Origin of the sequence: Micromonospora chokoriensis (assembly GCF_900091505.1) — a bacterium.
GTDB classification, from domain to species: domain Bacteria; phylum Actinomycetota; class Actinomycetes; order Mycobacteriales; family Micromonosporaceae; genus Micromonospora; species Micromonospora chokoriensis.
Genome location: NZ_LT607409.1, coordinates 6,017,172 through 6,039,718, shown reverse-complemented (window position 1 = coordinate 6,039,718; position 22,547 = coordinate 6,017,172). Strand labels below are relative to the sequence as shown.

The window sequence follows — 22,547 nt, the reverse complement described above, 5'->3', positions numbered from 1 at the left end:
CGACCGTGTCAGCCCAGGAGGGCGGCGACCGCCTCGGGAACCGGGGTGTCCGCGGGCAACGCCTGCGCCGCCACCACCGCGGCGACCGGCAGCGGACCGTACACGTGCGGGAAGAGCTGCCCCCCGCGCGACGGCTCCCACCGCAACGCGTCGCCCAGCCGGTCCTCCGCCACGCTCAGCAGCGTCAGCCCGGTCACGCCGGCGAAGTGTCGCCGCGCCGTCTCCACGACCTGGTCGCCGCCGGAGAGGTGGATGAAGCCGTCCTGCCGGTCCAGGGCGGAGCCGGTGAAGGCGCCGGTGGCGAGGGCGTCGTCCCACTCCGTGCTGGGCAGCAGTTTGTAGATCACCTCGGTAGCCTACGGCGCTGCCGTGGGCTCGCCGAGCCGGTTTTCCCCGGTACCGCCGCGCTCGTCACCCCCGGCCGGGCATGCTCAGGTCAAGGCCGCGGAGGGGATGGGCGATGCAGAGCTACGACGACGACTGGACCGACAGCCAGCGCGCGCTGTACGACGAGTGCTACCGGGCCGGCGGCGAGTGGGCCGAGGACCCGGACACCCCGTCCGACGACGTCCAGCACGTGATCAACCTGGCCGAGGCGGACGACGACGCCTTCGAGGACGCCGAGATCGACTATCCGCCCCTGGTCGACGCGGTCACCCAGGCCGGCGGCGTCACCGTGACGAGCGTGCCGGCCAGCCACGAGGACCCGGGCTTCCGGGGCTTCACCGACGGCGTCCGGGACGCCACCGCCGACGACGTCTTCGGCCTGTAACGGGTAGGCGGCCTCCCGCTCCGCGCCCCCTTCTGCCACCATTCGCAGAACGGTTGCGACGGACGGAGGCACGGGTGCGGATCCTGCTGGTGGAGGACGACCGCCGGGTCGCCGGTGCGCTCTCCTCCGCCCTGACCCGCCGTGGGTACGAGGTGGAGCACGCGGCAACCGTCGCGGCCGCGCTCTCCGCAGCCCCGTGTGACCTGGTGCTGCTCGACCTGACCCTGCCCGACGGCGACGGCACGGACCTGTGCCGGGAGCTGCGCCGCCGCAGCAGCCAGCTCGGCATCATCGCGGTGACCGCGCGGGGTGAGGAGCGGGACCGGGTGCTCGGTCTGCGCCTCGGCGCGGACGACTACGTCGTCAAGCCGTTCTCGATGGTGGAGTTGCAGGCCCGGATCGAGGCGGTGCTGCGCCGGGCGGCCAACGCCGCGCCGGAGCGACACCTCATCGAGGCCGGGTCGGTACGCATCGACGTGGCCGCCCGGACGGTGACCGTGGACGGCCGCGCCGTCACCCTGACCCGCAAGGAGTTCGACGTCCTGCTCTCGCTGGCCCGCCAGCCCGGGGTGGCGGTGCCGCGCGATCGCATCCTGCTCGACGCGTGGGGCACCACCTGGGCCGATCGGCACACGGTCGAGGTGCACGTCGGGTCGCTGCGCGGCAAGCTCGGTGACGCCCGCCTGGTGGAGACCGTCCGCGGCGTCGGCTACCGGCTGCGTGACGCGTGAGGGGCTGACGTGCGCCGCCGACTGGTGATCAGCTACCTGCTGCTGATGGTCCTCGTCCTCATCGCCCTGGAGACACCGCTGGCCGCCACGATGGCCAGCCGGGAGACCGAACGGGTGCGTGCCGACCGGCTCGCCGACGCCACCCGGTTCGCCTCGCTGGCCGGCCCGGCGTTGCGCGACGGCGGACCGGGCCCGATCGAGTCGGAGCTGAACAGCTACGACAACCTGTACGCGATCGGCGTGGCGGTCGTCGACCGGGACCGGAGCACCCCCGTCTCGTCGCCGAGGTGGCAGCCCAGCCCGGGGACGGCGATGGTCCTGGACATCGCGCTGTCCGGGCAGCAGACCAGTGCCCCCGAGTCGATCTGGCCCTGGACGACCGCCCCGGTGGTGGTGGCCGCGCCGATCAACGACGGCGGTGAGGTGCTCGGCGCGGTGGTGATCGCGTCGCCGTCCGGCCCGATCCGGCGAGCTGTCGCCGCGTGGTGGCTGCTGCTCGCCCTGGCCGGTCTGCTCGCCGTGCTGGCCTGCGTGCTCACCGCGTTCGGGCTGGCCGGTTGGGTGCTGCGCCCGGTCACCGAACTGGACGCCGTCACCCACGAGATCGCCGAGGGCGACCGTGGCGCCCGGGTGCAGCACCGCCTGGGCCCTCCGGAGCTACGCCGCCTCGCCACCAGTTTCAACCACATGGCCGACGTGGTGTCCGACGTGATGGACCGTCAGCGCGCCTTCGTCGCGCACGCCAGCCACCAGCTACGCAACCCGCTCACCGCGCTGCGGCTGCGGGTGGAGGAGCTGGGCCCCAGCCTCACCGACCCGGACGGCCGGTCCGAGCACCAGCTGGCCCTGGAGGAGACCGACCGGCTGGCGTTGGTGCTCGACGCGTTGCTCACCCTCGCCCGGGCCGAACGGGAGGAGAACGAGCGGGTCACGGTGGACGCCGCCGCGGTGGCCGCGTCCCGGGTGTCCGCGTGGGCGCCGCTGGCCCGGCACCGTTCGGTCGCCCTGCGGTTGGCCACGAGCGACGCCCCGGTGTACGCCCGGACCGTGCCGACCGCCGTCGACCAGGCGCTGGACGCGTTGATCGACAACGCGGTGAAGTTCAGCGGGGCGGGCGGAGCGGTCACGGTGACCGTGGACCGCCGCGACGACGGGGTGTCCCTGGAGGTGCGGGACTCCGGCCCGGGCATGACCGAGAGTCAGCTCCGGCAGGCGACCGAGCGGTTCTGGCGAGCGCCGGACGCGCAGAACGTGGACGGCGCGGGGCTGGGCCTCACCATCGCCGCCGTGCTGGTGGACGCCTCCGACGGACGGCTCACCATGCGCCCGGGGGAGTCGCGCGGGCTGGTCGCCGCCCTGTGGTTCCCGGCGGCGGAACCCGACCCGGCGGCGGAGCCGGTGGACGAGGAACCGGCCGCCGACCTGCGGCCCGCCCCGGCGCGCTGAGGGCCTGTCGTCAGGGCTTGGCCGCCCGGTACCAGTCGGCGGCCCCGGGGTGCAGCGACAGCGGCGCGGTGACGATCGCCGAGCGGGGGCTCATCCGTCCCGCCGCCGGATGCGCGGCGGCCAGTTCGGCACGGCGTTCCATCAACAACCTGGTCACCTCCCGGACCAACTGCTGCGGCAGGTTGGCCCGGACGATCAGGTAGTTCGGGTCGGCGACGGTGGTCACCGCGTCCACCCCGTACACCGAGCGGGGGATGTCCCGGGAGACGTAGACCTGGCCGTAGCGGTCGCGCAGCGGCTCGGTCCACTCGCTGAGGTCCACGATCCGGGTGGCGCTGCGCCAGGCCAACTCCTCGATGCCCCGCACCGGCAACCCGCCGGAGAAGAAGAACGCGTCGATCCGTCCGGACCGTAACGCCGCCACCGAGTCGTCCAGCCCGAGCCGTTCCCGACGGATCTCGTCGCCGCCGAGGCGGGCCACCTCCAGCAGCCGGGTCGCGGTGATCTCGGTGCCCGAGCCGGGTGCGCCGACGGAGACGCGACGGCCGCGCAGGTCGGCGACCGTACGGACCGGGCCGCCGCCCGTGGTGACCAGGTGCAGCTGGTCGTCGTACACCCGGGCGATGGCCTCGACCGTCGCGTTCTCCGCCGTGGTGGTGGGCAGCACGTCGGCCTGGGTGAAGCCCAGCTCGGCCGCTCCCGAGCCGACCAGTTGGACGTTCTCCGCCGACGCGGCCGTGATCACCACGCTGGCCCGCACGTCGGGCAGATCCCGGTTGAGGATGGCCGCCAGGGACTGCCCGAACGCGTAGTAGACGGCGGTGGGGCTGCCGGTGGCGATCCGGATCGTCGTCGGCGCGGTCGGGGCGTCCCGGCATCCGGCGGTCAGGGCCGCGGTCAGCAGCACCGTCATCAGGGCCGCCCACCAGGCGCGGTGCCGTCCGGGCCGGCGGGACAGGGTACGACTCACGCGGTGCACTGTGCGCCGTCGGGCCCGTGCGCGCAAGCCCTCCGCCGGTGCCCGGGGTGGGATCAGTAGGGCGGACGCCCTGCCGTCGCCGCGGCCACGGCTCGGTTCGTCGGGGGCGTGACGGGTGCCGTCGCTGTCCGCGCCGGCTCCAGGGCCGCGCTGCTCAGGATCCGCGCCCGGTCCGGGCCGTCGTCCACGCTGACCAGGAAACAACCGGTGCCGGGGCGGAGCCGGGCCGGCACGTCCAGGACCGCCGCGCTCCGGATCAGCACCGCGGCCAGCTCCCGGTCGGTGAGCCGTACGCCGAGGATGTGCCGGCGGACGTGCCGCCCGGCGGCCAGCAGCGCCGAGCGCCAGGCCGCCGCCGAGAGCCGGGTCGCCAACCGCCGGCGTGCCGGCGAGGCCCCGGGCAGCGGCCCGCCGAGCAGCTCACGGCGCCCCTGCCACCAACCCGCGTCCACCACCCGGGTGTACGCACTCCGGTGTTCCTGGGGCACCCACAGCCGATGCAGCTCGTAGCGGCGGCGCAGACCTCCGACGATGACCTCGTGGGTGACCGGGATGTCCAACCGGGCGAGCAGTTGCCGCATCCGTTGCGCCGCGTCCTCCCGGTTGAACTCCACCCCCGACGCGTACGCCGGGAGTGCCGTGCTCGACCGGGCGGTGGCCGGGGGCGGCGTGCAGCGCAGCAGGCAGGCGGCCTCGAACGCGTCGCCCAGGGTCAGCCAGTCCATCGGAGACGGCACCGCCGGAGGGCGGGGCCGGTCGAGCACTGCGGGTTCGGAGGTCAACGGAGGCTCCCTCGTCGGAGTCTGGGTGTCCCTACCGTGGCCCCTGCGCCCCCGTTACGGAACTGCTCCGGCCCAGCCTTGAGCAAATCTTGCGGCTGGCGACCCGTCAGAGGTCGGTGACCACCAGATCCACCTGCCGTGCCCGCCCGGGCGCGGGGGTCTGCTCCACGACCGTGTGTTTCAGGTCCCGCAACGCGGCGACCAGATCGGTGGCGGTGCGCGGCCGAGCGCCGGCGACGAGGAGGTCACGCACCAGACGCCCCTTGGTCGCCTTGTTGAAGTGGCTGACCACCGAGCGGACCGGCACGCCGTCGACCTCCCGCTCGTGCAGCACCCGGACGGTGACGGTCCGCTCGGCCAGCTTCCCGCGCGGCGTCCAGGTGGCCGCGTACGCGCCGGAGCGCAGATCCAGCACCGGGCCGTTGCCGGCGGCGGCGTCCAACACCGGCGCCAGCTCGGTGCGCCAGTACGCCGACAACGCCCCCACGTCCGGCAGGGGGGCGCCGATCGGGCAGCGGTACGGAGGGATCCGGTCGGCCAGCCGGACCACGCCCCACAACCCGGAGCTGATCATGATCGACCGGCGGGCCGCCCGCTGCGCCGTGGCGGGCAGTGAGGCCAGGTCCAACGCCTCGTAGAGCACCCCGGTGTAGAGCCGCTCGGCAGGCGCGGTGGCGGCCTCCCGCAGTCGGGCGTTGCGGCGCAGCTCGCCGAGCTGACCCTCGCTGAGCCCGAGCGCCGCCCGCGCGGTGTCCGCGTCCGGCCCGGCGCAGAGCGTCACCAGCGCGTCCAGCACCCGCTCCCGGGCGGGGTTCAGCTCGGGCAGCGACATCCGGTCCGGGGACCAGCGTCGTCCGGTGCCGGCGTCGGCCTTCCCCTCGGAGGGCGGCAGCAGGATGAGCATGGGTCTCCTCGGGCGGTGCAACGGCGGCGGCCCGGCCAGCGTACGACCCGCCCCTACCGCCAGGGGCGCACCGGGGTGTCGGGGTGGTACACGCGATACCCACCGACCTCGCGCACCAATGCGGCATCGGCCCGGTCGGCGAGCAGTCGGCGCAGCCTCCGGTCCATCGGCGAGTCGACCTCCGTCACGTAACCCGGCCGTTCGGCCCGACCGACCTGCCGCCAGTACGGCAGGTAGCGGTTCTGCCCGGGGGACAGGTCGCCGTCGAGCACCCCGCAGACCACCGTCTCGTTCGTGTTGAAGATCAACCGGTTGCAGGTCCAGTAGTCCCCGTACACCTGGTGGGGGCCGTCGGCCCGCAGCGCGGCGGCCAACTCCCGGGCCTGGCGTTCCTCGGTGCGCGACGGCGCGGTGCCCGTTGCCGCGAAGAGCACCGTGATCACCAGCGTCGTCGCGGTCAGGGCGGCCAGCACGGCGGTGGACAGCGCCCCGGCGAGCCGTCCGAGCGCGCCGACAGTGCCCCGCCAACAGGCGACCGCCACCACCCAGAGTGGCCAGAGCGCCGCCGGCAGCGACAGTTGCAGCACCGACAGGTACCGGGCGTTGTCCAGCGGGCTGGTCGCGGCGAGCGGGCTGCGCACGTACGACAGCAGTGTCAACGCGGCGCCGACGACGAGCGCGAGCTGCACGACCGGCCCGACCCGCGCCCCGCGCAGGCCCGCAGCCGCCCGACCGGCCTGCTCCCCGCGTGGCCGGGCCGCCCGGCGGTACGCGAGCGCGGCGAACACCGCGCCGGCCAGCAGCAGCACCGGATACAGCACCCCGAACCACTGTTGCCACCGACCGCAGCCGTCCACCGGGCAGAGCCCGTGCGCCAGCGGCACCCCCTCCAGCAGGCCGCCCCGGATCCGGTCGGACCACGGCGGCAGCGGCCCGGCCTTGGTGCTGATCTCCCGGAACACCGACAGCGAGTCGTCACCGGGCCCGGCCCGCAGGTTGTCGACGATCATCGGGGCCACGCCGACGGCGGCCCCGGCCACCAGCAGCAGACCGGACCAGCCGAGCAGTTCCCGTCGCACCGCCCAGACCAGGGCCAGCCCGGCCACCGCCAGGTACGGCAGGATCAGCCAGTCCGACCAGAGGGCCAGCCCGACGAGCAGACCGAACGCGGTGACGGCGAGTCGTCGGCGGTGGATCGTGCCGGCGGCCAACCCCACCGTGATCAGCAGCATCGCCAGCACCGCGGGCTTCACCTCGGGTCGACCGCCGACCACGGTGAGCTGGTCGCGCACCACCCGCTCGCCTCCGAGCACGAGCAGGCCCACGACGAAGGTGGCGAACCAGGGTGTGCAGATCCGGCGGGTCAACCGGTGGATCAGGTAGAGGAACAGCGCGTACAGCGCGAGCATCGGCAACCGCAGCACCGGCCAGCTCGGCCCGGCCACCGCCACCAGGGGCGCCGCCAGGTACGACTCCACCATCCCCATGTAGTGCTGGCCGTAGAGGAAGACCGGGCGTTCCCGGCCCTGCCCGATGTGCAGCGCGGCAAGGCCGAACGTGGCCTCGTCGCTGTTCGACACCGGCACCGTGAACACTGTCAGGACCAGCCGGTAGACCACACCGGCCACCCCGAACAGCAGCGCGACGAGCGCCGGCCGGTCGAGTCGCGGACGCCATCGCCCACGGTGCTGCTCTGGTTGCGACACGACCAACGCCCCCGTCGTCGTCCCGACCGGAGTGTTTCACGTTCCGTCGGGCCGCCGAGGTGGATCGGGGCAGTCGGAGGCCACTCGCGTGGCCGTGGCCACCGCCGTGTGGCAGGGTTGGCGCGTGCCACCCACTCCCGCCGGCCAGCTGGCCGTTCCGACCCTGCACCGGGCTGCGCGGATCGAGGACGCCGTTCACCAGCTCGTGCAGCGTCGCCTGCGGCGCACCGGCTGGCGGGTCAACATCGTCGCGTACACCGGCTACGGCGCTCCGGGCTGGGTGCGGGTGATGTGCCGGGTGCTGCTGGGGCGTCCGGACACCCGCCAACGGGGTCGGCTGGAGAAGGTCCGCGGCTGGCGCAGCTTCACCACGCTGCCCAACAAGCACGTCACGGTGACCATCGAGGCTGGCGGGGTGCGGCACGAGACCCAGGCGGACCGCAGCGGCTTCGTCGACACACTCGTCGAGGCCGACCTGCCGCCCGGCTGGGGCACCGTCCGCCTCAGCGTCCCGGACGCCGAGCCCGTCGACGCGCCGGTGCGCATCCTGGACCCGGACGTCACGTTCGGCATCCTCTCCGACATCGACGACACGGTGATGGTCACCGCGCTGCCCCGGCCGCTGCTCGCCGCCTGGAACACGTTCGTGCTCGACGAACACGCCCGAGCCGCCGTGCCCGGCATGGCGGTGCTCTACGAGCGGCTGGTCACCGCGCACCCGGGCGCGCCGGTCTTCTACCTTTCCACCGGCGCGTGGAACGTGGCCCCCACCCTGACCCGCTTCCTGTCCCGGCACCTCTACCCGGCCGGGCCGCTGCTGCTCACCGACTGGGGCCCGACCGCCGATCGCTGGTTCCGCAGCGGCATGGAACACAAGCGGTCCACCCTGGCCCGGCTGGCCAAGGAGTTCCCCGACGTGCGTTGGTTGCTCGTCGGCGACGACGGCCAGCACGACCAGGAGATCTACCGGGAGTTTGCCGCCGCCCACCCGGAGAACGTCGCCGGGGTGGCGATCCGCCGCCTCTCCCCGACGCAGTCGGTGCTGGCCGGCACCCTGCCCGCCCCGGCCGGACGTCCGTCGTCGGGGCCGGTGGGGCAGAAGTGGCTCTCCGCCCCGGACGGCGCCGGCCTCTGGCAACTGCTGCGCGACGCCGGCCTGGTCTGACGGCCGATCAGGACGACGGCTTGCCGGCGTCCTCCGTTGCGGTGCCGAGGGACCGGCGCAGCATGGTGACCAGTTCCTCGGCGGCGTGGCGGCTGTCGAAGTCGGGGTCGGCCAGGCGCTCGGAGACGATCGCGTCGATGGCTCCGTTCACGATGACGGCGGTGGTCTGCGGGTCGATGCTCTGCCGGTAGTCGCCGGCCGCCCGCGCCGCCTCGATCAGACCGGCGACCGCCTCCCGCCGACTGCGCGCGTTCGGCGTGTCACTGATGCCGGTCTCCCCACTCAACGCCTCCACGATCATCCGGGTGTGGTCCGGGTGGTTCCGCAGGTACGCCACCAGGGACCGGACGTAGGCCTCCACGGCGGGCGCTCCGGATCGTGCCCCGACTTCGGCGCCGACGTACGCGGTGAGGGACTCCAGGACCGAGGCGTAGGCGGTCTGCACGACCGCGTCCTTGGACGGGAAGTGGTAGAGGACGGCGGCCTTGGAGATGCCGGCCGCCTCCGCGATCCGGGCGAGTGACGTGCCCGGGTAACCATGTCGGGCAACCAGATCGATGGTCACGCCGATCAGTTGCGCGCGTCGCGCCTGCTCGGTGATCGTGAGTGGCTTGGCGGCGCGGACCTGCGCTGACGTGGCGTCGTTCGGGTGCACCCGCTTACCGTACCGGCCCTTCGCCCAGCCCTCCCTGACCGAGCGGTTGTATTTTCTACCAAGCGGTTAGTAATCTGACCTCATGGTGATGAAGCGCGTGCGGCAGGTGGGCGACTCTCTGCGGGCGCATCGGCGCGGCCTTCTCCGGGCCGCCGCGGCGCTCGCGGTGATCACGGTGGCGATCGCGTACGCGCTGCGCGACCCCGCACCCATCGGCTACTTCACGTCGACGGAGTCCCATGATCGTTTCGTCGGTGCGTACCGGGAGGCGATGGCGGACCTGCCGGAGCCCGACCGCACCCTCGACGTCCGGACCGGATACGGCGTCGTGCGGCTCTACCACTTCAGCGGCGGCACCGACCCGGCCGCGGCGCCCCTGCTGCTTCTGCCCGGCCGGGCGTCGGCGTCACCGGTCTGGGCGGACAACCTGCCGTCGCTGCTGCGGTCGCGCAACGTCTACACCGTCGACCTGCTCGGTGAGCCGGGCATGAGCATCCAGCAGCGCCCCATCAAGAACACGGCCGCGCACGCGCAGTGGTTGCACGAGGTCCTGCTGGCGCTGCCCGAGCCGACAATCCATCTGGTCGGCGTGTCGTTCGGCGGGTGGACGGCGATGAACCTCGCAGTGCACCGACCACAGAAGGTCGGCAGTGTCGTACTGCTCGATCCGGTCCTGGTCTTCGCTGGTCTGTCAGCGGAGGTGGTGCTGCGGTCCATCCCGGTGAGCGTCCGCTGGGCGCCGCGATCCTGGCGGGACAGCTTCACCAGTTGGACGGCGAACGGCGCTCCGGTGGAGGACGTGCCGGTCGCCCGGATGATCGAGGCCGGCATGCAGGCGTACGTGGTGAAGCTGTCCGCCCCGGCCCGACCCTCCGAGGACCAACTCGCGGCGGTCGACGTCCCGGTGCTCGTCCTGATGGCGGGGAAGTCCCGCCTGCACGACGCCGGCGAGGCCGCGAAGCTGGCGGAGCGGTCCCTGACCCACGGCACCGTGAAGACCTACCCGGACGCGTCGCACGCCCTCAACGGCGAATACCCGAACGAGATCGCCGCCGACATCTCCGCGTTCGTCACCTGACCCGCGAATGCTCGTGGGCGCAAGCGCCCCTGCCCGCGCCGGGCGGCCTGGGGTTGCCGCGCTGCGCTACGGTCCCATCCGACCCGCCGGAGCGGGAGACGGAAGGCGGGGGCAATGAGGTTTGTGCAGCCACGGTTGGCGTCGGACGAACGAATCCTGTTCTCCCAGCGCGGATACTTCCCCTTCGGTGCGACGCCGTTGAGCGCCGCCGGGGCCCTGCTCATCATCACCAACCGGCGCCTGCTCTTCGCACCTGTTCGGATCTGGAGGATCCGCAACCCCGTAGAGGATTGGGTCCGTGCCAAGTCGATGAGCCTGTCCGACGTGACGGCCGCAGAACCGGCATCCGGGGCGCGCCTGACGATCAGTTCCCGGTACGGCGACACCGTCTCCTTCTGCACCGTCCTCCCCACCGGCGTGGGCTTCCTCTGGCAGGCGCGTGACGCCGTTCCCTACCGGGACGAGACGGTACGGCGGATCAGGGAGGCGATGCGGATCAGCGGCTCCGGGCCAGGGCCCGCCGAGGCGGGCGACGGCGGTGGGTCCCCCTGAACGACGGCGACGTGGACGAGACCGCGCGCCTCCAGGGTAAGCAGATCGCCGCGTACGAGCGGCGTGGACCCTTCTGGGGACGTCTGAGGCAGTTCGCTGCCGTGGTCGCCTTCGCCGTCGGGATCGTCGGCGCGACACTGGTGCTCGACACGGTGGCGAGCTTCTACCCGGGCACCGGAGTGGTGACGTCGACTCCCGCGCAACGCCCGGCGGAGGCGACGGTCGAGGACTGCCGCCGGGTCGGTCCGGTGAGCGGCGACGGGTTCGGTTTCTGGTGGCACTGCGCCGTGACGGTACGGACCGACGACGGTCGCGAGGTGCGGACCGTCGTCGGGCACTCGACGGTCACCCCCGACGACCGGGGCGAGCCGGTCGAGTTCCGCGAGGTCTGTCACGGCAAGGGCAACACCGACTGCCGGTACGGCCGTCCGGCGTGGCGCATCTGGGCTCTCGCTCTGGCAGCGCTGGGAATGGTGCGGACCGGACTGGTGGTGTTGCTGCTCATTTTGATGGGGGTCTATCTGCTTCGGACCGTGGTGGGCGTCCCGAGGTACTACGCCTGGGTCAACCGCCGTGGCAGGAGCCGTCGATGGCGATGAGGAGTTGGGGCGTCTGGTTCGGCGGTCTGATGCTGTGGGCCCTGTTCGGCTTCATGATGGTGATGTTCAGCAGGAACCCGGCCAACGGTTGGGGTCAGTTGATGCTGGTCGCCGCGTTCTTCGTCGGCATCTGTCACCTCACCACGCTCGCCACCATGTTCTCCTACGTGAAGGTGACCCCGGCCGCCCTCCTGGTGGTCAACCCGGGACTGTCGACAGTGATCCCGTGGAGTCGCGTGCAGCAGGTGGACGCCGAGCACGGTCTCGTCGTGCGGGTTCGAGACGCGGACGATGTGCACTGCTACGCGTTCCAGCCCTCCCTTATAGGCCGGCTGGTGGGGTATCCCGGAGCCCATCGGGCGGTCGAGAAGATCGAGAGCTACGCGAATGCCCGGACAGCCGCCGAGGACCACCTGGAGCGAGCAGTTGCCTGGAAACGGCACCTCCTGTTCCTGGTGGGCGGTTGGTCGGTCTTCGCGCTACTCGTACCGTCGTTGGTCCGTGCTTGTTGAGGAGAAGTAGATGTCCGACGAGCAGGTGGCCGCGACCAGGGGCCGCATGTCCTATCGACTGCTCGTGCTGTCGTGGCGGGTGATCTTCGTGTCGATCGCCGTCGTCGCGTCGACTCAGGTCCTCAAGGCCCATCACCTGATCAGCCAGCGTGTTTCGGTGGGCATCGTCGCCCCCCTTGTCGCGGTCCTCGTTGTTTCCGTGTTGACGGCGATCGCGACGATGGCGATCCAAGCTGCCCACTTCTCGGTGAGCCCGCTCGGGAAAGGGCCGGTGCAGCGGCAGATGCGCTTCAGCCACATGTTCCTGGTGGATCTGGTGACCCTGCCGTTGAATCCGGGCGCCCGCCGGAAGTGACGTGCGGCCCCGGCCGCAGCGAACCCACGGCCGGTGTCGGTGGCACGGGTCAGCCCCGGCGCAGCCAGACAGCACCCAGCGGCGGCACCTGGAGAGCCGCCGAGGCGACCATCCCGTGCCACGGCACGTCCTCGGCCCGCACCTCGCCCAGGTTGCCCACCCCCGACCCGCCGTAGTGCTGCGCGTCGGTGTTGAGCACCTCCTGCCAGGTCCCGCCGGCGGGCAGGCCGATCCGGTAGTCGTGCAGGGGCTGGGCGGAGAAGTTCGCCACGCAGACCAGCGTCGAACCGTCCGGGGCGATCCGGACGAACGACACGGTGTTGTTGGCGACGTCGTCGCCGGCGATCCACCGGAACCCGGCCGGGTCGGTGTCCTGCGCCCAGAGCGCCGGGGTGTCCCGGTAGACCCGGTTGAGGTCGCCGACGAGCCGCTGCACACCGGCGCGGGCCGGGTCGTGGAGCAGGTACCAGTCGAGGCCGCGCTCCTCGCTCCACTCCCGGTCGTCGGCCAGCTCGGAGCCCATGAAGAGCAACTGCTTGCCCGGGTGCGCCCACATGTACGCCAACAGCGCGCGCACGTTAGCCAGCCGCTGCCAGGCGTCGCCGGGCATCTTGCCGGCCAGGGAGCCCTTGCCGTGCACGACCTCGTCGTGGCTGATCGGCAGCACGTAGTTCTCGCTCCAGGCGTACGCCAGGGAGAAGGTGAGCTGGTGGTGGTGGTGCTGGCGGTAGATCGGGTCCTTCGAGGTGTAGAGCAGGGTGTCGTGCATCCAGCCCATGTTCCACTTGAACCCGAAGCCCAGCCCGCCGTCGGCGGTGGGGCGGGTGACGCCCGGCCAGGCCGTGGACTCCTCGGCGATCATGACGACCCCGGCGTGGTGCTTGTAGACCGTCGCGTTCACCTCCTGCATGAGCGCGATGGCCTCCAGGTTCTCCCGTCCGCCGTACTGGTTGGGCGCCCACTCGCCGTGGTTGCGGGAGTAGTCCAGGTAGAGCATCGAGGCGACGGCGTCCACCCGCAGCCCGTCGACGTGGAACTGGTCGCACCAGTAGAGCGCGTTGGCGACCAGGAAGTTGCGCACCTCGCTGCGGCCGAAGTCGAAGACGTACGTACCCCAGTCGGGGTGTTCGCCACGGCGCGGGTCGGGGTGTTCGTAGAGCGGGGTGCCGTCGAAGCGGGCCAGGGCCCACTCGTCCTTGGGAAAGTGCGCGGGCACCCAGTCGAGGATCACGCCGATGCCGGCGGCGTGCAGCCGGTCGACCAGGTAGCGGAAGTCGTCCGGGTCGCCGAAGCGGGACGTCGGTGCGAAGTAACCGGTGACCTGGTAACCCCAGGAGCCGCCGAACGGGTGCTCCATCACCGGCAGGAACTCGACGTGCGTGAAGCCCAGCCCGGTGACGTACTCGGTGAGCTGTTCGGCCAGCTCGCGGTAGCTCAGTCCGGGGCGCCACGAGCCGAGGTGCACCTCGTAGACGCTCATCGGCTCCTGGTGCGGCTGCCGCTCGGCCCGTCGGGCCAGCCAGTCCGCGTCGTTCCACCGGTACGTCGAGTGGTGCACCACCGAGGCGGTGGCCGGCGGCACCTCCGCGTACGCGGCCAGCGGGTCGGCCTTGTCCCGCCACTGCCCGTCGGCGCCGAGGATCCGGTACTTGTAGCGGGCGCCGACGCGGGCGTTGGGCACGAACAGTTCCCACACGCCGGTGGAGCCGAGCGACCGCATCGGCCAGCCGTCGTCGGGCGCCCAGCCGGTGAAGTCACCGATCACCCGGACACCGCGGGCGTTGGGCGCCCACACGCTGAACGCCACGCCCTCGTCGAAGACCCGGGCGCCCAGCGCGTCCCACAGCCGCTCGTGCCGGCCCTCGCCGATCAGGTGCAGGTCCAGCTCGCCGAGGGTCGGCGGGTAGCGGTACGGGTCGTCGTGCGCGGCGCCGTCGACCTCCACCCGGTAGTCGAGCACCGTGCCGTCGACGGTGGCCTCGAAGACGCCCACGTCGTGCACCCGCTTCATCGGGTACCGCTCGTCGCCGACGAGCAGCACCACGTCGCCGGCCCCCCGGCGCAGCGTGCGGATCGTCGTCGAGGAGTCGGCCGGGTGCGCGCCGAGCACCGCGTGCGGGTCGTGTGTCGCGCCGGAGATCAGCTGGTCCATCGGGCGTCCTTCGGTGCGGGAGGGGTCGGCGCGGAGCGGGACGGGCGTGCGGCAGCCGAGCGGGCCGCCTTGCGGGACGCCACGGTCGCCGGAGTCGCCGGCGCGGGGGCCGGGATCGCCGGAGTCGCCGGCACGGGGGCCGGGATCGCCGGAGTCGCCGGCGCGGGGGCCGGGGTCGTCGGTGCGGTGCCACCGGAGAGGTCGTCGGGCACGTCGGCGACGGTGAGGTCCGCCGGTTCGGCGCCCGCCGGTTCCGGCGCGGCCGGCGGGGTCGGGCGGCGCACTGTCAACACGTGCGCCGGTTGCAGGTACGGGTCGAGCCGCACCGCGTTGCGTTGACCCCAGTCGTAGCTGGTGCCGGTCAACTCGTCGTGCACCGTGAACCGCTCGTGCCAGTCGAAGCCCAGCGCCGGCATGTCCAGCGTCGTGTTGCCCCACTGCACCTCACGCGAGTCGAACGAGCAGACCACGATGACGGTGTTGCCGGTCTCCGGGTCGTGCTTCGACCAACACAGCAACGCCGGGTTGTCGATCTCGTGGAACCGCAGGTTGCGCAGCTGGTGCAGCGCCGGGTTGTCCCGGCGTACCCGGTTGAGGGTGGTCAGGAACGGGGCCAGCGAGCGGCCCTGCGCCTCGGCGGCGGCCCAGTCCCGGGGTCGCAGCTCGTACTTCTCGTTGTCCAGGTACTCCTCGGCACCCGGGCGGGCCACGTGCTCGAACAGCTCGAAACCGGCGTACATGCCCCAGGAGGGGGAGAGCAGCGCGGCCAGCACCGCCCGGATCTTGAACATCGGCGGGCCGCCGTGCTGCAACGACTCGTGCAGGATGTCCGGCGTGTTCGGCCAGAAGTTCGGCCGCATGTAGTCGGCCGACTCGACCAGCTCCTCGCAGTACTCCCGCATCTGCGCGGCCGTCGTGCGCCAGGTGAAATAGGTGTACGACTGCGTGAAGCCGATCTTGCCGAGACCGTGCATGATCGCCGGGCGGGTGAACGCCTCGGCGAGGAACAGCACGTCCGGATCGACAGCCTTGACCTCGGCGATCAGCCAGTGCCAGAAGTCGAACGGCTTGGTGTGCGGGTTGTCCACCCGGAAGATCCGGATGCCCTCGCCGACCCAGTGCAGCACCACCCGCAGCACCTCGGCCCGGATGCCCTCCGGGTCGTTGTCGAAGTTGACCGGGTAGATGTCCTGGTACTTCTTCGGCGGGTTCTCCGCGTACGCGATGCTGCCGTCGGCCCGGGTGGTGAACCACTCCGGGTGCTCGGTCACCCAGGGATGGTCGGGCGCGCACTGCAACGCCAGATCCATCGCCACCTCCAGGCCCTGCGCCGCGGCCGCCTGGACGAAGGCCCGGAAGTCTGCCGGCGTACCCAGGTCGGGGTGGATGGTGTCGTGGCCGCCCTCGGCGGCGCCGATCGCCCACGGCGAGCCCACGTCGGTCGGCCCGGCGGTGAGCGCGTTGTTGCGGCCCTTGCGGTTGACCCGGCCGATCGGGTGGATCGGCGGCAGGTAGAGCACGTCGAAGCCCATCGCGGCCACCCCCGGCAGCCGGTCGGTGGCGGTCGCGAACGTGCCGGACCGGCCGCCCACGGCCCCCTCCGAGCGGGGGAAGAACTCGTACCAGGCGGAGAAGAGCGCCCGCTTGCGGTCAACCCAGATCGAGTACGTCTCGCCGGCGGTCACCAACTCCCGCACCGGGTGCTGCCAGAGCAGGTCGGCCAGGGCGAGCGCCGGGTCGACCCGCTGCGCCAGCGGCAGGTCGGTCTCGACGAGCGCGGTGAGCGCGTCGGCGACCCGCTGTCGGTCGGCGGCCGGGACGAGGTCCCGGGCGGCGGCGAGCACCCGCGCGCCCTCGGCCAGGTCGTTGGCCAGGTCCTCCGGCCCCTGCCCGGCGGCGATCTTCTTGGTCACCGCGTTCTGCCAGGTGAGGTACGGGTCTCCGAACGCCTCGACGGAGAACGTCCACTCGCCGACGGCGTCCGGCGTGATGATGGCGTGCCAGCGGTCCTGGCCGGGTTCACCGGGGCGCATCCGGGTGAACGGCCGGGTGGTGCCGTCGGGGCCGGACCACACCACGGTGCAGCCCAGCGCGTCGTGCCCCTCCCGGTAGGCGCGCGCCGACACCGGAACCGGTTCGTCGACCACCGCCTTGGCCGGGTACCGCCCGCACGAGACGACGGGGGAGACGTCTTCGATCGGGAACCGTCCAGTCACCCCGCCAACCTACTGCGCGAGATCCGTTCGCGCGCGGCCAAGCACGGTCGGGGGAGCGCCAAGGAGACCGAGCACATGTCCACCGAAGAGCTGATGGAGTTGCTGCGTGGCGAGTGATCGGCTCCGCGCAGTGCCGTCGCGTCCATCCGACGCGACGACGACCCTGGTCGACGCCAATGTGCTGCTGGACATCTTCACCGACGACCCCAAGTGGGCGGAGTGGTCCGGGGCCGCCCTCGCCGAAGCCCGCGACGCGGGCAACCTGGTGATCAACCCCATCGTGTACGCCGAGGTGTCGGTCCGGTTCGACCGCATCGAAGAGTTGGACGAGGCGCTGCCGGCGGGGGACTTCCTTCGCGAGGAGCTTCCATACCTCGCGGGCTTCCTCGCCGGCAAGGCTTATGCGCGGTACCGGAAGCTGGCCGGCGGCTGTCAAGACTCACTCGGGTTGCAGGGATCCGCGGTGTCCGCGCGACCCGGATACGACGATTTCCTGAAATCCGAGTTGATCTAGGTCGGCGGGCTTGGGGTGAGACAGCGGTGAGCCTCGACGTGAAGCTGACGGTGCAGGATCCGAGCGGTGCCTCAGGCCGCGCCGACGGACCGGTAGACCTCCAGGGTCTGCCCGGCGATGGCGTCCCAGGAGAAGTGCTCCACCGCGCGCCGGCGACCGGCCAGGCCGAACCGTTCCGTGCGCGCCGGGTCGGCCAGCAGCGTGTTGATCGCCGCCGCCAGATCGGCCACGAACGTCTCCGGCTTCAGCGGCGTCCCGGAGCCGTCGGTGGCCTGCTCGATGGGGACCAGCAGGCCCGTCTCGTCGCCGGCCACGACCTCGGGGATGCCACCGGTGGCGGTGGCCACCACTGCCGTTTCGCAGGCCATCGCCTCCAGGTTGACGATGCCCATCGGCTCGTAGACCGACGGGCAGACGAAGACCGTCGCGTGGGTGAGCACCTGGATCACCTCGGGCTTGGGCAGCATCTCGGCCACCCAGACCACGCCGGAGCGGTTGGCCCGCAACTCGGCGACCAGCCCCTCCACCTCGGCGGCGATCTCTGCCGTGTCCGGCGCGCCGGCGAGCAGCACGAGCTGCGTGTCCGCCGGCAACTCCCGGGCGGCCCGCAGCAGGTACGGCAGCCCCTTCTGCCGGGTGATCCTTCCCACATAGACCACGCTGGGGCGGGACGGGTCGATGCCGAGCCGGTCGAGCACGTCGGTGTCGTGGTCCGGGGCGTACTGCACGGTGTCGATGCCGTTGTAGACGACCCGGACCTTCGACGGGTCGATCTGCGGGTAGGCGGTCAACACGTCGGTGCGCATCCCCCCACTCACGGCGATCACCGCGTCGGCGGCCTCCATCGCGGTCCGCTCGATCCAGGACGAGAGCGCGTAACCGCCGCCGAGTTGCTCGGCCTTCCACGGCCGCAGCGGCTCCAGGCTGTGCGCGGTCACCACGTGCGGCACCCCGTGCAGCAGTTTCGCGGTGTGTCCGGCCAGGTTCGCGTACCACGTGTGGCTGTGCACCACGTCGGTGCCGGCCGTGCCGGCGGCCATCTCCAGATCCACGCCCATCGTGCGCAGCGCGGCGTTCGCGCCGGTCAGGCCGGGCGGTTCGGGGTACGCGGTGACGCCCGGCTCGGTGCGCGGCCGGCCGAAGCAGTGCACGCGGACGTCGCTGAGGCGGCGCAACTCCCGGGCCAGGTACTCGACGTGCACGCCCGCGCCGCCGTAGACCTCCGGCGGGTACTCGCGGGTGAGCAGATCGACGCGCAGCGGGGTGGGTTCCGTCATGACCCCGCACCCTAGTGCAGAAGAGTCCCCGTACGAGTGGTGAAGTGCGACGCGGGTGGATAGCGTCGGGGCATGGCTGCCAAGGTTCTCGCGATCGTCCTGGCGGGTGGTGAGGGCAAGCGCCTGATGCCACTCACCACGGACCGGGCCAAGCCGGCCGTCCCGTTCGGCGGGATGTACCGCATGGTCGATTTCGTCCTCTCCAACCTGGCCAACGCCGGCTATCTCAAGATCGTCGTGCTGACCCAGTACAAGTCCCACTCCCTCGACCGGCACATCACCAAGACCTGGCGGATGTCCACGCTGCTCGGCAACTACGTCACCCCGGTGCCCGCGCAGCAGCGTCGCGGCCCGTGGTGGTTCGCCGGCTCGGCCGACGCCATCTACCAGAGCTTCAACCTCATCAACGACGAGCAGCCCGACTACGTGATCGTCTTCGGCGCCGACCACATCTACCGGATGGACCCCCGGCAGATGGTGGAGGACCACATCGCCTCCGGCGCCGCGGTCACCGTTGCCGGCATCCGCCAGCCGCTGTCGATGGCCGACCAGTTCGGCGTCATCGAGGTCGGCGAGGACGGCAAGCGCATCCGGGCGTTCCGCGAGAAGCCGACCGACGCGGTCGGTCTGCCCGACGCGCCGGACGAGATCTACGCCTCGATGGGCAACTACGTCTTCACCACCCGCGCGCTCTGCGAGGCGGTCGAGCGCGACGCGGAGGACAAGACCAGCAAGCACGACATGGGCGGCAGCATCATCCCGATGCTCGTCGAGCGGGGCGAGGCGAACGTCTACGACTTCCGCGACAACGAGGTGCCGGGCAGCACCGACCGGGATCGCGGCTACTGGCGTGACGTGGGGACGCTCGACTCGTTCTACGACGCGCACATGGATCTGATCAACGTGCACCCCGTCTTCAACATGTACAACTTCGACTGGCCGATCTACACCGAGCAGCTGCCGTGGCCGCCGGCGAAGTTCGTCCACCAGTGGGGTGAGCGGGTCGGCCGCGCGGTCGGCTCGATGGTCTCCCCGGGCGTGGTGATCTCCGGTTCGCTGGTGGAGAACTCGATCGTGTCGCCGAAGGTGCGGGTGCACTCCTGGGCGCACGTCGAGGGCTCGGTGCTGATGGAGGGTGTGGAGATCGGCCGGCACGCGGTGGTCCGGCGGGCCATCCTGGACAAGAACGTCTTCGTCCCGGAGGGCGTCGAGATCGGCGTCGACCTGGAGAAGGACCGGCAGCGCTACACCGTCTCCGACAACGGCATCGTGGTGATCGGCAAGGGCCAGAAGGTCGAGCCGTGACCGACCCGCACACACCGAGGAGGATCCTGCAGTGACCCACCCCCGTGCCGGCCAGCCCGCCGAGCCCGCCGACCTGGTCGACGTGCCGCGCCTGGTGACCGCCTACTACGCCGAGCACCCGGATCCCGCGGACCCGGCGCAGCAGGTCTCCTTCGGCACCTCCGGGCACCGCGGCTCCAGCCTGCGCAACGCGTTCAACTCCGACCACATCCTGGCGGTCACCCAGGCGCTGTGCGACTACCGGCGCGAGCAGGGGCTGGACGGGCCGCTGTTCCTCGCCCGGGACACCCACGCGCTGTCCGCGCCCGCCGCGGTGGACGCGCTGGAGGTGCTCGCCGCCAACGGGGTCACCGTGCTGGTGGACAGCCGTGACGGCTACACCCCCACGCCGGCGTTGTCGCACGCGATCCTCACGCACAACCGGGGTCGGACCAGCGGTCTCGCCGACGGCATCGTCATCACCCCGTCGCACAACCCGCCCGACGACGGCGGTTTCAAGTACAACCCCACCAACGGCGGTCCGGCCGACACCGACGTCACCCGGTGGATCCAGGACCGGGCCAACGCGATCCTGGCCGCCGGGCTCAAGGAGGTCCGCCGGATCACCCAGGCGCGGGCCCGGGCCGCGGACACCACCGGGGAGTACGACTTCCTCGCCCACTACGTCGACGACCTGCCGGCGGCGATCGACATCGACGCGATCCGCGACGCCGGGGTGCGGATCGGCGCGGACCCGCTCGGTGGGGCGAGCGTGGCGTACTGGGGCGAGATCGCCGAGCGGCACCGGCTGGACCTGACAGTGGTCAACCCGACGGTGGACCCGACCTGGCGGTTCATGACCCTGGACGGGGACGGCAAGATCCGGATGGACTGCTCCTCGCCGAACGCGATGGCGTCGCTGATCGCCGCCCGCGCCGACTTCCAGATCTCCACCGGCAACGACGCCGACGCCGACCGGCACGGCATCGTCACCCCGGACGCCGGCCTGATGAACCCGAACCACTTCCTGGCGGTGGCGATCGGCCACCTGTTCCGTACCCGTACCGAATGGGGTCCGGCCGCCGCCGTGGGCAAGACGCTGGTCTCCTCGTCGATGATCGACCGGGTCGCCGCCGACCTGGGCCGACCGCTGCTGGAGGTGCCGGTCGGCTTCAAGTGGTTCGTGCCCGGCCTGCTCGACGGCGCGGTCGGCTTCGGCGGTGAGGAGAGCGCCGGGGCGTCGTTCCTGCGCCGCGACGGTTCCACCTGGACCACCGACAAGGACGGCATCCTGCTCTGCCTGCTCGCCTCCGAGATCCTGGCCACCACCGGGCGGAGCCCGAGCGAACACTGGGCGGAGCTGGCCGAGCGCTTCGGCGCCCCGTCGTACGCCCGGATCGACGCCCCGGCCACCCGGGAGCAGAAGGCGGTGCTCGGCAAGCTCTCCCCGGAGCAGGTCACCGCCACCGAGTTGGCGGGTGAGCCGATCACCGCGACGCTGACCACCGCCCCCGGCAACGACGCCCCGATCGGCGGCCTGAAGGTCAGCACGAAGTCCGGCTGGTTCGCCGCGAGGCCCTCCGGCACGGAAGACGTCTACAAGATCTACGCCGAGTCCTTCCAGGGCCCCGACCACCTGAAGAAGATCCAGCAAGAAGCCAAAACCCTGGTAGACCAAGCCCTGACCCAGACCTGACCCCCACCCCCACCCCCACCCCCGCTCCCGGTGATCAAGAGGTTTGCGTCACGACACGCCGGGCGGCATGACGCAAACCTCTTGATCGACAGCTCCGGGGCGGGGCAGGGGGACCGGGGTGGGGGTGGGGTTGGGGCTCAGCAGGGTGGGGGGTCGGCGGGGGGCGGGAGTTCCTGGCTGCGCCGGCGTAGCTCCTCGGGCAGCAGTTCGCGGAGCTGCTCGGGGAGGAACGGCAGGTCGAGCAGTGTCATCTTCAACTGGTTGCGCTCCTGGTAACGCAACGGGTCGAAGCGGACCACCAGACCGGCGTCGCGACGGTACGAGATGTCCACCGCCCCCTCGGTGGCCGCGTCCCGGAACACCAACCCGTCCATCTCCACCACGACCGGCGACGAGTTGGGCTGCAACTCCAACCGGATCTTCTCGTCCGGCGAGAGCACAACCGCCCGGGAGATGCCGGCCATCGGCGCCGCCGGTGTGATCACCACGGAATCCGCCGCCGGGGAGATCAGTGGACCCCCGGCCGCGTAGCTGTACGCCGTCGAGCCGATCGGGGTGCTGACCACCACGGCGTCGCTGCGGTAGTAGCCGTACTGCTGGCCGTCGATGGCGAGCGTGACGCTGACGAAACCGGCGCCCGGCTGGCGGACCAACGCGATGTCGTTGAACGCCACGACGTCGTCACCGCACACGTCGCAGGCGAGGCACGCGTGCGACTCGACGGTGAAGTCCTTCGACAGCAGCCGGCTCAGCGCGTCGGGCAACTCCGGCGGCTCGATCTCCACCAGAAACCCCAGACGACCCAGGTGTACGCCGAGCACCGGCTTCGGATCGCGGACGGCGGAGCGCAGCGCACCCAGCATCGTGCCGTCACCGCCGATGCTGATCAACGCGTCGGCGCGGACGGGGACCTCGCCCTCCGGCAACGGCTCGACGCAGGACGGGACGCGGTGCTGGTCCTCCTCGCGAACGAACAGCGTCTTGTGGTGGCGGGTGGCCCACCGTTCGATGATTTCGACCACCTCGGTGACATCCCGGGTGGGGTGCAGCACAAGTCCCAGCCCCGACACCCGTACAGCTCATCACAAAGGTGCGGGGCGCACCCGGCGTACGCCGAAGGTGCGCCGGCGGCCCACCCGGCGTACGCCGAAGGTGCGCCGGCGGCCCACGGA

At 71.8% G+C, this 22,547-nt stretch carries 22 protein-coding genes; 12 read left to right on the top strand and 10 right to left on the bottom strand.

Going from position 1 to position 22,547, the window contains the following annotated elements; translation table 11 throughout:
• Positions 1-8: 8 nt before the first annotated feature.
• A complete protein-coding gene (locus GA0070612_RS27355; RefSeq protein WP_088990533.1) occupies positions 9-347 on the bottom strand; it encodes a DUF952 domain-containing protein in 339 nt (112 codons plus the stop codon).
• A 113-nt stretch (positions 348-460) separates the two neighbouring features.
• Here GA0070612_RS27355 and GA0070612_RS27350 point away from each other — a divergent pair, with 113 nt between their 5' ends.
• From GA0070612_RS27350 to GA0070612_RS27340, 3 genes are all read left to right on the top strand, one after another.
• Positions 461-772 carry a hypothetical protein gene (locus GA0070612_RS27350; RefSeq protein WP_088990532.1) on the top strand — a complete coding sequence of 104 codons (312 nt, stop codon included), beginning with the start codon at positions 461-463 and terminating at the stop codon, positions 770-772.
• 74 nt (positions 773-846) lie between these two features.
• Positions 847-1,503 (top strand): response regulator transcription factor, encoded by a 657-nt coding sequence (locus GA0070612_RS27345; RefSeq protein ID WP_088990531.1) that lies wholly within the window; start codon positions 847-849, stop codon positions 1,501-1,503.
• A gap of 9 nt (positions 1,504-1,512) precedes the next feature.
• Positions 1,513-2,949, top strand: a complete 1,437-nt coding sequence (locus GA0070612_RS27340; protein ID WP_088990530.1) for a sensor histidine kinase — start codon at positions 1,513-1,515, stop codon at positions 2,947-2,949.
• 10 nt (positions 2,950-2,959) lie between these two features.
• On the opposite strand, the gene GA0070612_RS27335 is transcribed toward GA0070612_RS27340, so the two are convergent.
• The 4 genes from GA0070612_RS27335 to GA0070612_RS27320 all read right to left on the bottom strand — a co-directional run bounded on the left by GA0070612_RS27335 (position 2,960) and on the right by GA0070612_RS27320 (position 7,320).
• Entirely contained in the window at positions 2,960-3,862 is a 903-nt protein-coding gene (locus GA0070612_RS27335; protein ID WP_231924714.1) for a TAXI family TRAP transporter solute-binding subunit, read from the bottom strand.
• Positions 3,863-3,981: 119 nt separating this feature from the next.
• Positions 3,982-4,653 carry a hypothetical protein gene (locus GA0070612_RS27330; RefSeq protein WP_231924713.1) on the bottom strand — a complete coding sequence of 224 codons (672 nt, stop codon included), beginning with the start codon at positions 4,651-4,653 and terminating at the stop codon, positions 3,982-3,984.
• Between the two features lie 163 nt (positions 4,654-4,816).
• Positions 4,817-5,614: a peroxide stress protein YaaA gene (yaaA, locus tag GA0070612_RS27325; protein WP_088990529.1), complete on the bottom strand. Its 798-nt coding sequence runs from the start codon at positions 5,612-5,614 to the stop codon at positions 4,817-4,819.
• A 53-nt stretch (positions 5,615-5,667) separates the two neighbouring features.
• Positions 5,668-7,320, bottom strand: a complete 1,653-nt coding sequence (locus GA0070612_RS27320) for a hypothetical protein (protein WP_088990528.1) — start codon at positions 7,318-7,320, stop codon at positions 5,668-5,670.
• A gap of 124 nt (positions 7,321-7,444) precedes the next feature.
• Here GA0070612_RS27320 and GA0070612_RS27315 point away from each other — a divergent pair, with 124 nt between their 5' ends.
• The gene (locus GA0070612_RS27315; RefSeq protein ID WP_088991798.1) at positions 7,445-8,485 is read left to right on the top strand and encodes an App1 family protein; all 1,041 of its coding nucleotides are present in this window, start codon (positions 7,445-7,447) and stop codon (positions 8,483-8,485) included.
• Between the two features lie 7 nt (positions 8,486-8,492).
• Here GA0070612_RS27315 and GA0070612_RS27310 read toward each other — a convergent pair whose 3' ends face one another.
• Positions 8,493-9,140, bottom strand: a complete 648-nt coding sequence (locus tag GA0070612_RS27310) for a TetR/AcrR family transcriptional regulator (protein WP_088990527.1) — start codon at positions 9,138-9,140, stop codon at positions 8,493-8,495.
• A gap of 82 nt (positions 9,141-9,222) precedes the next feature.
• On the opposite strand from GA0070612_RS27310, the gene GA0070612_RS27305 reads away from it, so the two are divergent.
• The 5 genes from GA0070612_RS27305 (at position 9,223) to GA0070612_RS27285 (ending at position 12,236) form a co-directional block, all read left to right on the top strand.
• On the top strand, positions 9,223-10,218 hold the full coding sequence (locus tag GA0070612_RS27305) for an alpha/beta fold hydrolase (protein ID WP_231924356.1): 996 nt from the start codon (positions 9,223-9,225) through the stop codon (positions 10,216-10,218).
• 114 nt (positions 10,219-10,332) lie between these two features.
• The gene (locus GA0070612_RS27300) at positions 10,333-10,770 is read left to right on the top strand and encodes a hypothetical protein (RefSeq protein WP_088990526.1); all 438 of its coding nucleotides are present in this window, start codon (positions 10,333-10,335) and stop codon (positions 10,768-10,770) included.
• A gap of 11 nt (positions 10,771-10,781) precedes the next feature.
• Positions 10,782-11,369 (top strand): DUF6346 domain-containing protein, encoded by a 588-nt coding sequence (locus tag GA0070612_RS27295; protein WP_088990525.1) that lies wholly within the window; start codon positions 10,782-10,784, stop codon positions 11,367-11,369.
• Positions 11,360-11,881: a hypothetical protein gene (locus GA0070612_RS27290; RefSeq protein ID WP_088990524.1), complete on the top strand. Its 522-nt coding sequence runs from the start codon at positions 11,360-11,362 to the stop codon at positions 11,879-11,881. The genes GA0070612_RS27295 and GA0070612_RS27290 overlap by 10 nt, the downstream gene beginning before the upstream one ends.
• Positions 11,882-11,891: 10 nt before the next feature.
• Complete coding sequence (locus GA0070612_RS27285; RefSeq protein WP_088990523.1) at positions 11,892-12,236, top strand: hypothetical protein; 345 nt, start codon at positions 11,892-11,894, stop codon at positions 12,234-12,236.
• Between the two features lie 49 nt (positions 12,237-12,285).
• On the opposite strand, the gene glgB is transcribed toward GA0070612_RS27285, so the two are convergent.
• Positions 12,286-14,388, bottom strand: a complete 2,103-nt coding sequence (glgB, locus tag GA0070612_RS27280) for a 1,4-alpha-glucan branching protein GlgB (protein ID WP_088990522.1) — start codon at positions 14,386-14,388, stop codon at positions 12,286-12,288.
• The gene (locus tag GA0070612_RS27275) at positions 14,376-16,604 is read right to left on the bottom strand and encodes an alpha-1,4-glucan--maltose-1-phosphate maltosyltransferase (protein WP_088990521.1); all 2,229 of its coding nucleotides are present in this window, start codon (positions 16,602-16,604) and stop codon (positions 14,376-14,378) included. Before GA0070612_RS27275 ends, glgB begins: the two co-directional genes overlap by 13 nt.
• Positions 16,605-16,734: 130 nt before the next feature.
• Here GA0070612_RS27275 and GA0070612_RS27270 point away from each other — a divergent pair, with 130 nt between their 5' ends.
• Entirely contained in the window at positions 16,735-17,118 is a 384-nt protein-coding gene (locus tag GA0070612_RS27270; protein WP_197699249.1) for a type II toxin-antitoxin system VapC family toxin, read from the top strand.
• A gap of 71 nt (positions 17,119-17,189) precedes the next feature.
• On the opposite strand, the gene glgA is transcribed toward GA0070612_RS27270, so the two are convergent.
• The gene (gene glgA, locus GA0070612_RS27265; RefSeq protein WP_088990520.1) at positions 17,190-18,395 is read right to left on the bottom strand and encodes a glycogen synthase; all 1,206 of its coding nucleotides are present in this window, start codon (positions 18,393-18,395) and stop codon (positions 17,190-17,192) included.
• Between the two features lie 72 nt (positions 18,396-18,467).
• On the opposite strand from glgA, the gene glgC reads away from it, so the two are divergent.
• Both glgC and pgm read left to right on the top strand, forming a co-directional pair.
• Entirely contained in the window at positions 18,468-19,700 is a 1,233-nt protein-coding gene (gene glgC, locus GA0070612_RS27260) for a glucose-1-phosphate adenylyltransferase (RefSeq protein WP_088990519.1), read from the top strand.
• 31 nt (positions 19,701-19,731) lie between these two features.
• Entirely contained in the window at positions 19,732-21,375 is a 1,644-nt protein-coding gene (gene pgm, locus GA0070612_RS27255; RefSeq protein WP_088990518.1) for a phosphoglucomutase (alpha-D-glucose-1,6-bisphosphate-dependent), read from the top strand.
• Positions 21,376-21,512: 137 nt separating this feature from the next.
• Here pgm and GA0070612_RS27250 read toward each other — a convergent pair whose 3' ends face one another.
• Positions 21,513-22,436, bottom strand: a complete 924-nt coding sequence (locus tag GA0070612_RS27250; protein ID WP_408630590.1) for an NAD(+)/NADH kinase — start codon at positions 22,434-22,436, stop codon at positions 21,513-21,515.
• Positions 22,437-22,547 lie beyond the last annotated feature (111 nt).